The organism is Streptomyces sp. NPDC057099, from assembly GCF_042671245.1.
GTDB classification, from domain to species: Bacteria; Actinomycetota; Actinomycetes; order Streptomycetales; family Streptomycetaceae; genus Streptomyces; species Streptomyces purpurascens.
The window spans coordinates 1-12,002 of sequence record NZ_JBHUTX010000089.1; the positions used below are offsets into that span (position 1 = coordinate 1).

At 72.7% G+C, this 12,002-nt stretch carries 2 protein-coding genes; both read right to left on the minus strand.

Annotation, left to right across the window (positions count from 1 at the left end; genetic code table 11):
* Positions 1-2: 2 nt before the first annotated feature.
* Positions 3-11,474: an amino acid adenylation domain-containing protein gene (locus tag ACFT4A_RS41925; RefSeq protein ID WP_382841819.1), complete on the minus strand. Its 11,472-nt coding sequence runs from the start codon at positions 11,472-11,474 to the stop codon at positions 3-5.
* The coding region (locus ACFT4A_RS41930) for a phosphopantetheine-binding protein (RefSeq protein WP_382841822.1) at positions 11,474-12,002 on the minus strand (529 nt) is incomplete at its 5' end. The genes ACFT4A_RS41925 and ACFT4A_RS41930, both read right to left, overlap by 1 nt.

Below are 12,002 nucleotides of genomic sequence, written 5' to 3' on the forward strand. Positions count from 1 at the left end.
GGTCAGCTCGTGCTACCTCGGTCGCGCATGCGCCGCAGGGCGGGCCTGCTGCTCCGCGGTCCGGCCAGGCGAGCCCGCTGGGCGAACCCGGCTACGGTCGGAGCGTCGAACAGATCCCGCATCGTCACGTCGACGCCCAAGGCGTCACCTGCCTGCGCGACGAGCAGAGTGGCGAGAAGGGAGTGGCCGCCCAGTTCGAAGAAGTTGTCGTCGACCCCCACCCGTTCCACACCGAGGACCTCGGCGAAGAGTGCGCACAGGGCCTCTTCCCGCTCGTCGGACGGGCCGCGGCCGCCACCGGCCCGGATGCCGTAGTCCGGCACGGGCAGGGCCCGGCGGTCCAGCTTTCCGTGGACCGACAGGGGTAGCCCGTCGAGGACCACGACCGCCGACGGCACCATGAATCCCGGCAGCCGCTCGGCGGTGAACCGGCGGATCCGTTCCGGCCGCCGGTCCGCGTCCTCGTCGTCCGGGCCGTCGATGAGGACGACGTAGGCGACCAGCCGCTTGTCGCCCGGGGTGTCCTCGCGGGCCAGGACCGCCGCCTGGGCCACCGACGGATGGGCGGTCACCGCGGCCTCGATCTCACCCAGCTCGACACGGAAGCCGCGGAGCTGGACCTGCTCGTCGGCCCGGCCCAGGTACTCCAGTTCCCCGCCCTTGTTCCACCTGACGAGGTCACCGGTGCGGTACATCCGGGCGTGCGGTTCGAAGGGGCAGGCGACGAACCGCTCGGCGGTCAGTCCCGCGCGCCCGACGTAGCCACGGGCCAGACCGGCTCCCGCGACGTGCAGTTCGCCCGCCACACCGGCCGGAACGGGTGACAGGAACTCGTCGAGGACGTAGACGCGGGTGTTGCCGATCGGGGTGCCGATGGGCACGTCGGTCACGCCCGGCCGGCAGTGCCAGGCCGCGACGTCGATCGTGGTCTCCGTCGGGCCATAGGCGTTGAACATCGTCCGGTCGGCCGCCCACCGCCCGATCAGTTCCGGTGTGCTGGCCTCGCCGCCGACCTCGAGGACGACGTCGGTGCCGATCGAGCCGGGGTCGAGGCCGGCCAGCACAGCGGGCGGCAGCGACGTATGGGTCACGCGCTGCTCCGCGAGGAAGGCCGCCAGTTCGGCGCCCATCCGCCGGTCGGGCGGCACGACGACGAGCGTCGCCCCGTTGGTCAGAGCCAGCGTCCACTCGAGCACGAACAGATCGAAGCTCATCGACGAGAACTGCGTCGTCCGTGACCCCGGTCCGGCACCGAGCCGGGCCGCCGCCGAGGCCACCGTGTTGGCGAGCGCCCCGTGCGTGACGGCGACGCCCTTGGGGCGGCCCGTGGAGCCGGAGGTGTAGATGACGTAGGCCAGGCGCCCTGGCGGTACGTCCGACCGGCCGGTGACGGCCTGCTCCTCCAGGGCCCTGACGGTCCGCGGGTCGTCCAGGATCAGCACCGGGGCCGTGGTCTCGGGTACCACGCCGACCGTGGCGCGAGCGGCCAGCACCGCCACCGGAGCGGCATCGGCCAGCAGATACGCGATGCGCTCGGCCGGGTAGTCCGGGTCGACCGGCATGTAGGCGCCACCCGCCTTCATGACGCCCAGCAGCGCCACGAGCAGATCTGCACCACGTTCCAGGACGAGGCCCACCAGGGACTCCGGTCCCACGCCCCGGCCCACGAGATACGCCGCGAGGCGGTCGGCACGCGCGTCCAGTTCGGCGTACGACACCTCCCGGCCGTCGGCGACGACGGCGATCGCGTCCGGGGTGCGTGCCGCCCGGGCCTCGAACAGTTCCACGGCGGTGGCGTCCGGCACGGCGGACGCGGTCGCGTTCCATTCGACGAGCAGCCGGTGGCGCTCGTCCCCGGACAGCAGGTCCACCTCGCTCAGACGACTGCCCGGGTCACGCGTCACGGTGTCCAGCACCCGTGCCCAGCGGGCCGCCATCCGCTCGACCGACTCCCGGTCGAACAGGTCGGTGGCGGCGATCAGCGCGCCGCGCACCCCGGCCGGGGCGCCGTCGGCGTCGAACGTCTCCGTCACGCTCAGGTCCAGGTCGAACTTCGCGTCCTGGGCCCCGGCCGACGCCACCGCGCCGGTGTCCACGCCCCGCAGGTCGAGGACGGCTCCGGCGTTGTTCTGCAGGGTGAAGATGATTTGGAACAGCGGGTGACGTGCCAGCGACCGGACCGGGGCCAGCTCCTCCACGAGCCGCTCGAACGGCACGTCCTGGTGCGCGAACGCCGCCAGGCCGGTCTCCCGGACGCGGGACAGCACCGCGCGGAACGTCGGATCGCCCGACAGGTCCGTGCGCAGCACCAGCGTGTTGACGAAGAAGCCCACCAGGTCGTCGAGCGCGGCGTCGGTGCGGCCCGCGTTGGCCGAGCCGATGGGGATGTCGGTTCCGGCGCCGAGCCGGGAGAGCAGGACCGCCAGCGCGGCCTGCAGCACCATGAACATCGTCACGCCCTCGGCCCGGGCCAGTGCCACCAGCTGGGCGTGCACCTCGGCGGGGATCTCCACGGGCACGGTGAGCCCACGGTGCGAGGCGATGGCGGGGCGTGCCCGGTCGAACGGCAGCTCCAGGGCTTCCGGCACCCCGGCCAGGGCCTCACGCCAGTAGGCGATCTGATCGGCCATCAGGCTGCCGGGGTCCGTCTCGTCGCCCAGCAGTCGCCGCTGCCACAGCGCGTAGTCGGCGTACTGCACCGGAAGCGGCTCCCACGCCGGGGCGCGCCCGGCACACCGCGCCGTGTACGCCCGGGAGAAGTCCCGGGCCAGCGGGCCGTCCGACCAGCCGTCGCTGGCGATGTGGTGGAACACCACCGCGAGGACGTGCTCGTCGGGTCCGGTCTCGAACAGCGACGCCCTGATCGGCGCCTCGGCCGACAGGTCGAAGACATACGTCCTCGCCTCGCCGATCGCGGCCTCCAGACGGTCCGGTGCGACGCTGCTCACGGACAGTTCCCAGGCCACGTCGTCAGGTTCGAGGATGCGCTGGTACGGCTCGCCGTTCCTGGTCGGGAAGACCGTGCGCAGCACCTCGTGCCGGGTGATCACGTCCCGGAACGCCAGACCCAGCGCCGCCGGGTCGAGGGGGCCGGTGAGGCGCAGGGCGACCAGCATGTTGTAGAGGGAACTCGGGCCCTCCATCTGCTCGATGAGCCAGAGCCGCTGCTGGGCGTAGGACAGTGGCACCCGCTCCGGGCGCGCACCGCTCGTCAGCGGAAGGCGGGCGGCCGACGAGTCGGCCAGGCGGGCGGCCAGGCCGGCCACCGTCGGCTCCTCGAACAGGACTCGGATGTCCAGCTCCACATCGAGAATCTGCCGGACGCGACTGGCCAGCCTGACCGCCAGCAGGGAGTGCCCGCCGAGGGCGAAGAAGTCGTCGTCGACGCCCACGCCGTTCACACCGAGTATCTCCGCGAACGCGGCGCACAGGAGTTCTTCGCGTAGATCGGCCGGGCCGCGGCCCGCACGTGCCGCGTCGACGGTTTCCGGAGCGGGCAGGGCCTTGCGGTCGATCTTCCCGTTCACGGTCAGCGGCAGCTCTTCCAGGACCACGACGGCCGACGGAACCATGTAGTCCGGCACCTGTGCGGCGAGGAAGTCCTGGAGCAGCGCGGGCTGTCCGGGCCCGGCATCGACGGGGACGACGTACGCGACCAGGCGCTTGTCGCCCGGGGCGTCCTCGCGTACGACCACCGCGGCCTGGGCCACGGACGGGTGCGTGGTGACGACGGCCTGGACCTCGCCGGGCTCGATGCGGAAGCCGCGGATCTTCACCTGGTCGTCCGCGCGTCCCGCGAACACGAGGTGGCCGTCGGCCGTCCACCGGGCCCGGTCACCGGTCCGGTACAGACGCCCCCCGCCGTGGCCGAACGGGTTGGCGACGAAGCGTTCCGCCGTCAGTCCGGGCCGGCCGGCGTAGCCGCGCGCGAGTCCGACACCCGTGACGTACAGCTCGCCCACCGCCCCCACGGGTACGGGGTTCAGTGCCTCGTCCAGGACGTGGACCCGGGTGTTGACCACCGGCCGGCCGATCGCCACCTCGTCCGCGGCGGGATCGCACCGCCACAGGGTGGCGTCCACCGTGGTCTCGGTCGGGCCGTAGGAGTTGAACATGCGGCGGCCCCGCGCCCACCGCCGCATCACCTCGACCGAGGCGGCCTCGCCGGCCACGACCAGGACCGTGTCGGAGGGGATCGCGTCCTCCTCCAGCGTGGCGAGGACGGCCGGCGGCAGCGTCACGTGGGTGACCCGCTGCCGGGTGAGGAACTCGGGCAGAGCGGTACCGAGACGCCGATCACGGGGGATCACCACGAGGGTCGAGCCCGAGGCCAGCGCCATCAGCCACTCCCAGCCGAAGGTGTCGAAGCCCGCCGAGGCGAACTGGCCCACCCGGGACCCGCGGCCGACGCCCAGGTACCGCACGTGTCCGGCCACCAGGCTGGCCACGCCCGTGTGCGGGACGAGCACGCCCTTCGGCCGTCCCGTGGAACCCGAGGTGTAGATGACGTAGGCCGCGGATCCGGGCACCAGCGGGCCTCTGCGCTCGTCGTCCCGCAGCGTCTCGGCGGGGAGTTCGGCGAGCGTCCGGACGGTGGCGGGGTCGTCCACGACGATCCGGGCGACGCCGTCCGGCAGGGTGCCGCCCCATGCGGTGGCCGTCACCGCGGCCACCGCGCCTGCATCGGCCAGCATGTAGGCGATACGCTCCGCTGGGTGGTCGGCGTCCAGCGGCAGATAGGCGCCGCCGGCCTTCGACACGCCGAGCAGGGCCACCATCAGGTCGGCGCCGCGCTCCAGGCCCACGGCGACGATCGACTCGGGGCCGACCCCCTGCCCGATGAGCAGCCGGGCGAGCCGGTTGGCCCGCGCGTCGAGTTCGGCGTACGACAGCTCCACACCGTCGGCGGCCACGGCGACCGTGTCGGGTGCGCTGCGCACCTGGGTCTCGAACAGCTCCGGCACCGTCGCGGGCACCACATCGGTGGCTGTGTCGTTCCACTCGGTCAGCAGCCGGCGGCGTTCGCCCGCGCCGAGGACGTCGACCGTCGTGATCCGCGACTCGGGGTCACCGACCAGTTGTTCGAGGACGCGCGCCAGGCGGTCCCCGAGCCGTGCGACGGTATCCGGCTCGAACAGGTCCAGCGCTCCGGTCACGGTGCCCCGGATGCCCGCCGGAACTCCGTCCGCGTCGAAGGTCTCGCCCAGGATGACTTCGAGGTCGAACTTGGATACGACCGTGCTCGCGGGGATCGTCTCGGCGTGCAGTCCGGGCAGGTCGAGGACGGCCTCCTCGATGTTCTGCAGGGTCAGCATCACCTGGAACAGCGCGTGCCTGGCCATCGAGCGGCTCGGGGCCAGCTCCTCGACCAACCGCTCGAACGGCACGTCCTGGTTCGCGAACGCCGCCAGGGCGTTCTCCCGCACCCGGGTCAGCAGTTCCCGGAACGTCGGGTCGCCGGACAGGTCCGTGCGCAGCACCAGCGTGTTGACGAACGATCCGACGAGGTCGTTCACCGCTTCGTCGGTGCGTCCGGCGTTGGGTGAGCCGATCGGGACGTCAGGGCCGGCGCCGAGTCGCGACAGCAGGACCGCCAGCGCGGCCTGCAGCACCATGAACACCGTCGCGCCCTCGGCCCGGGCCACGTCCGCGAGGCGCGCGTGCACCGTGGCGGGGATCTCCAGCGCTTCCCGGTGGCCGCGGTGGGAGGCCACCGCCGGCCGAGTGTGATCGACGGGCAGCCGCAGTTCCTCCGGCGAGGCCGCGAGCGCGTGGCGCCAGTGGTCGACCTGCCGGGAGAGCAGACTGTCCGGGTCCCGCTCGTCACCGAGCAGGGCACGCTGCCACAGCGCGAAGTCCGCGTACTGCACCGGCAGCGGCTCCCACTGGGGCGCCCGACCCGCGCACCGCGCCGCGTACGCGAGGGAGACGTCCCGGGCCAGGGGCGCCGTGGACCAGCCGTCGCCGGCGATGTGGTGCGTCACCACCACCAGCGCGCTCTCCTGCGGACCGACCTCGAACAGCCATGCCTTGATGGGCACCTCAAGGGAGAAGTCGAAGCTGTGCGACAGCGCCTCGGCGATCCTGGCGTCGAGGTCGTCCGGGCTCGTCCGCTCCACCCGCAGGTCCCAGTCCAGCTGGTCCAGCTCGACGACCTGCTGGTAGGGCTCCCCCTCGGCCACCGGGTACACGGTGCGCAGCACCTCGTGGCGGCCGAGCACGTCCCGCAGGGCCGCGCCGAGGGCTCCCTGGTCGACGGTGCCGGACAGGCGCAGGGCGATCGGGATGTTGTAGGTCGTGCTCGCCCCCTCCAACTGGCTGAGGAACCACAGGCGCCGCTGGGCGAACGACAGGGGAAGCCGCTCCGGACGCGCACCAGCGGTCAGGACCGGACGAGCCGGTTCCGAGTCGGCCAGGAGCGCCACCAGCCGCGCCACCGTGGGGGCCTCGAACAGGGCGCGCAGCGGCACCTCGACGCCCAGCAGCGACCGTACCCGGCTGATCAGCCTGATCGCCTGGAGGGAGTGGCCGCCGAGGGCGAAGAAGTCGTCGTCGACTCCGATCCGCTCCGCTCCGAGCACCTGCGCGAACGCGGCGCACAGCAGTCCCTCACGCAGGGTCGCGGGACCCCGCGCCACTCGGTCCGCTGCGGTCTGCCGCCCTGCGCCGTCGTCGAGCCGTACCAGCCGACCGTCGCGGGTCCAGCGGGCCCGTTCGCCGGTCCGGTACAGCGGGGAACCGTCCGCGGCGAACGGGTTCGCCACCAAGCGCCACGCCGGGTCCGCCGGCTGCCGCGCGTCGCCGGTGTCCACCAGGTACAGGTCACCGGCCACGCCGACCGGGGCGGGCGCCAGCCACTCGTCCAGGACATAGGCCTGTCCGCCGTGTTCGGGCGTACGCCACTCGGTCAGCAGTCGGTGCCGTTCGTCCTCGTCGAGGACGTCGAGCGCGCTCAGCCGCAGCAGGGGATCGCCGGACAGCGCTTCCAGTGCGCGTACGAGGCGGACCGCGAGGGCCTCGGCCGACTCCTCGTCGAACAGGTCCGCCGCCACGGTCAACGAGCCGCGCAGCCCCGCCGGCGAACCGTCCGCCCCGAAGGCCTCCGTGATGCCCACGTCGAGGTCGAACTTGGCTGCCGGCCGGCCGGTCGGCATTCCGTCGGCACGCACGCCGGGAAGTTCCAGCGCCGCCCCGGCGGTGTTCTGCACGGAGAGCACCACCTGGAAGAGCGGGTGGCGGGCCAGCGAGCGGACCGGGGCCAGTTCCTCCACCAGCCGCTCGAACGGCACGTCCTGGTGCTCGAACGCCGACAGGCCGGTCTCGCGTACCCGCCCCAGCACGTCACGGAACGTGGGATCACCGGACAGGTCGGTCCGCAGCACCAGCGTGTTGACGAAGAAGCCGACCAGGTCGTCCAGCGCGGCGTCCGTACGACCGGCCGTGTCCGTGCCGATCGGGATGTCCCGGCCCCCGCCGAGCCGCGAGAGCAGCATGGCCAGCGCCGCCTGCAGCGCCATGAACAGCGTCACGCCCTCGGCCCGCGCGGTCTGCGCGAGCCGTGCGTGCACCTGCGCGGGAACGGCGAGCGGCACGGTGTGCCCACGGTAGGAGGCCGCGTCCGGACGCGGCCGGTCGGCGGGCAGTGCGAGCTCGTCCGGCAGTCCCCGCAGCGTGTTGCGCCAGTAGTCCACCTGACGCGCCGTCATGCTGTCCGGGTCGGTCTCGTCGCCGAGCAGCTCGCGCTGCCACAGGGCGTAGTCGGCGTACTGCACGGGCAGCGGCTCCCACTCGGGCGCCCGGCCCGCGCACCGCGCCGCGTACGCGGTCGACAGGTCCCGGGAGAGCGGGCCCGTCGACCAGCCGTCGCTCGCGATGTGGTGCAGCACCACGACGAGGACCTGGTCGTCCGGGGCGACCTCGAACAGCCACGCCCGGACCGGCACCTCCGACGCGAGATCGAAGGTGTGGCCGGCGGCGTCGGCCACCGCACGATCCAGGTCCGTCGGGGACACCGAGGTCACCGACAGCTCCCACACCAGCTCGTCCGGGTCCAGGATCCGCTGGCTCGGCGCGCTGTCGACCGTCGGGAAGACCGTACGCAGCACCTCGTGCCGGACGATCACATCCCGGAACGCGGCATGCAGCGCCGCCCGGTCCACCCGGCCCGACAGCCGTAACGCCACGGGGATGTTGTACGTCGCACCGGGCCCTTCGAGCTGCTCGATGAACCACAGCCGCTGCTGGGCGAAGGACAGCGGCGGACGCTCGGGACGCGACCCCGCCGTCGGCGCCGGACGCGCCGCACCCGTGCCGGAGAGGCGGGACGCGAGCCCGGCGGGCGTAGGTGACTCGAACAGCACCCGCAGCGGCAGCTCCGCGCCCAGCGCCGCCCGCACGCGCCCGAGCAGCCGCATCGCCAGCAGCGAGTGGCCGCCGAGGGCGAAGAAGTCGTCGTCGACTCCGATCGCGGGGAGCCCGAGCACGTCCGCGAACACCGCGCACAGGATGTGCTCCTGCGGCGACACCGGCCCCCGGCCGGAACCGGATACGTGCTCCGGAGCGGGCAGCGCGCGGCGGTCCAGCTTCCCGCTGGCCGCCAGCGGCAGCGCGTCGAGAACCACCACCGCCGAGGGCACCATGTAATCCGGCAGCCGCCGACGGGCGGCCTCCAGCAGCTCGCCCGGCAGCGTGCCGCCGACACCCGGCGAACGGTCCTGGGATTCGGCCGCCACGACGTAGGCGACCAGCCGCTTGTCGCCCGGGGTGTCCTCACGTACGACGACCGCCGCCCGGGCCACGTCCGGGTGGGCCGTGAACAGGGTCCGTACCTCACCGGGCTCGATCCGGAAGCCACGGATCTTCACCTGCTCGTCGGCCCGGCCCAGGTACTCCAGCTGACCGTCACCGTTCCAGCGCGCCAGGTCTCCGGACCGGTACATCCGCTCGCCCGGCGCGAAAGGCGTGGCCACGAACCGCTCCGCGGTGACGCCCGGCCGCCGCACATAGCCACGTGCCATCTGCGCACCGGCGATGTACAGCTCGCCGGCCACCCCGAGCGGTACGGGGCACAGCCGCTCGTCCAGCACATAGAGCCGGGTGTTCGCCACCGGCCGGCCGATCGGCACCGCGTCCCCGATCTCCCGGCCGGGACGGGCCTCGAAGACGCTGCACCCGACCACGGTCTCGGTCGGCCCGTACTCGTTCACCAGCACCGACCCCGGCGACCGCGCCAGCCAGTCCCGCGCGACCGCTCCCGGCAGCTCCTCGCCGCCGACCACCCAGGTCCGGGCCGCCATCGCCGCCTGCTGGTCGGTCAACTGCTCGGACAGCAGCGAAAGATGCGCGGGAACCACCTTGGCCAGAGCGAAGTCACCGCGCTCACGGACCAGTTCGGCCACGGCGTCGGCACCGCCGGACGGGCTGACCACGACCGTCGCACCCGACACCAGCGGGACCAGCACACTGGTCACCGTCAGGTCGAAGGCGAGCGAGGAGTGCAACGGCACGGCGCCGCCCGCCGCCACGGCGTACATCTCGGCGGCCCACACCAGGTAGTTCGTCAGCCCCGCGTGCGGGATCATCACTCCCTTGGGCCGGCCCGTCGAGCCCGACGTGTAGATGATGTAGGCCGGGTGATCCGGGAGCAGGTCACCCGCGAGTTCGTCCGCGGCCGGGGCAGCACCGTCGACAGCGGCCAGGCCCCGCACGGTGTGCGGATCGTCCAGCACGACCCGTGCCACGTTCCGCGGCACCACGCCGCTCAGCTCCGCCGTCGTCACCACGACCGACGGCACCGCGTCATCGACCATGAACGTGACGCGTTCCGCGGGCAGCTCCGGATCGATCGGCAGATACGCGCCCCCCGCCTTCAGCACGGCGAGGATCGCTACCAGCAGCTCCGGGGAACGCCGCAACGCCACACCGACGACCGACTCCGGACCGACCCCCTGGGCCAGCAGCAGCCGGGCGAGCCGGTTCGCCCGCTCGTCCAGTTCGGCGTACGACAGCTCGACCCCCTCGCACGCCACCGCCACCGCGTCCGGCCGCCGAGCCACCTGCCCGGCGAACAGTTCCCGCACCGTGGCCGACGGTACGGGTTCCGCCGTGTCGTTCCACTCGGTCAGCAGCCGGTGACGCTCGCCCTCGTCGAACACGTCCACCGCACTCAGCGGGGTCTCCGGGGCGGACGCCAGGACCGACAGCACTCGCACCAGCCGGTCGCCGAGCCGCCGGACGGTGTCCGGGTCGAAGAGGTCCGCGGCCGCGAGCAGAACGCCGCGCAGCCCCGCGGGTGCTCCCGCCTCGAACGCCTCCTCGACGCTGACCTCCATGTCGAACTTCGCCGCCGTCAGCCCCGTCGGCAGGGCCTGGATCCGCAGGCCCGCCAGGTCCAGCACCGCTTCGGTGTTGTTCTGCAGGGTCAGCATCACCTGGAACAGGGGGTGGCGGGCCGGTGTGCGGCTCGGGGCCAGCTTCTCGACCAGCTTCTCGAACGGGACATCCTGGTGCTCGAGCGCCGACAGACTGGTTTCCTGTACCCGGCGCAGCACTTCGCGCAACGTCGGATCGCCCGACAGGTCGGTCCGTACCACGAGCGGGTTCACGAAGCAGCCGACCAGGTCGTCCAGCGCCTCGTCGGTGCGTCCGGCGTTGGCCGCACCGATCGGGATGTCCTCTCCCGCGCCCAGCCGGGAGAGCAGGACCGCCATGGCCGCCTGGAGCACCATGAACATGGTCGAGTCTTCCGCGTGCGCGATCTCGGCCAGTCGCGAGTGGACGGCGGCGGGGACCTCCAGCGTGCACCGGTGCCCCGCGTGGCCCGGCCGGGCAGGCCGCGGGCGGTCCCAGGGCAGCCGCAGCTCCTCGGGGACGCCCGCCAGCTTCTCGCTCCAGTAAGCGGTCTGGCGCGAGATCAGGCTTTCCGGGTCCTGCTCGTCTCCGAGGAGGTCCTGCTGCCACAGGGTGTAGTCGGCGTACTGCACGGGCAGCGGCGCCCAGTCGGGGGCCCGGCCCGCGCACCGTGCGCCGTACGCCAGGGAGATGTCCCGGGCCAGCGGGGCTGTCGACCAGCCGTCACCGGCGATGTGGTGCATCACGAGGACGAGCACGTGCTCCTCCTCGGCCGTCGTGAACAGCCACGCCCGGATCGGCAGCTCCGAGGACAGGTCGAAGGTGTGCCCCTTGGCCTCGGCGACGGCTTCGTCCAGCTTGTCGGACGACAGTCGGGTGGTCGCCAGTTCGCACACCAGGTCCTCGGGCCTCAGGATGCGCTGGTGCGGTTCGCCGTCCACCTCGGGGAACACGGTGCGCAGCACTTCGTGACGCTCGACCACGTCCCGCAGCGCGGCGTTCAGCGCCTGGGCGTCCACGCGGCCCGAAAGCCGCAGGACGACAGGGATGTTGTAGGTGGTACCCGGGCCCTCCAACTGGGCGGTGACCCACAGCCGACGCTGCGCGAATGACAACGGGATCATCAGAACTCCTCCTGGCGGCGCCTCGGCCGCAACACCGGCCGCGCCGGCTGTTGATGTTCGAGCTGTTCCGCCAGTTGGGCCACCGTGGGCAACCGGAACAGCACCCGCAGCGGAACCTCCACGTCCAGCACGGTCCGGAGGCGGCTGATCAACCGGACAGCGAGCAGGGAGTGACCGCCCAGCTCGAAGAAGTCGTCGTCGACACCGACACTCTCCAGACCGAGGACTTCCGCGAACGCGGCGCACAGAAGTTCTTCACGTTCGTTGGCCGGTCCTCTGCCCGCTCCCGCCGTGGCGGCGTGGTCCGGTGCGGGCAGGGCCTTGCGGTCGAGCTTTCCGTTGCCGGTCAGCGGCAGAGCCTCCAGGACTACTACGGCTGAGGGAACCATGTGCTCGGGCAGGCGACGTGCGGCGAACGCCCGTATGTCTGCGACGAGTTCGGTGATGTCGTCGGGCTCGTCGGCGACGACGTAGGCGACCAGGCGCCGGTCCCCCGGCACATCCTCGCGGGCGATGACGGCTGCCTGC

Bases quoted from the DNA above. Each gene is read 5' to 3' on its own strand.
- ACFT4A_RS41925 (WP_382841819.1), bottom strand. From the start codon at position 11,474: ATGATCCCGTTGTCATTCGCGCAGCGTCGGCTGTGGGTCACCGCCCAG.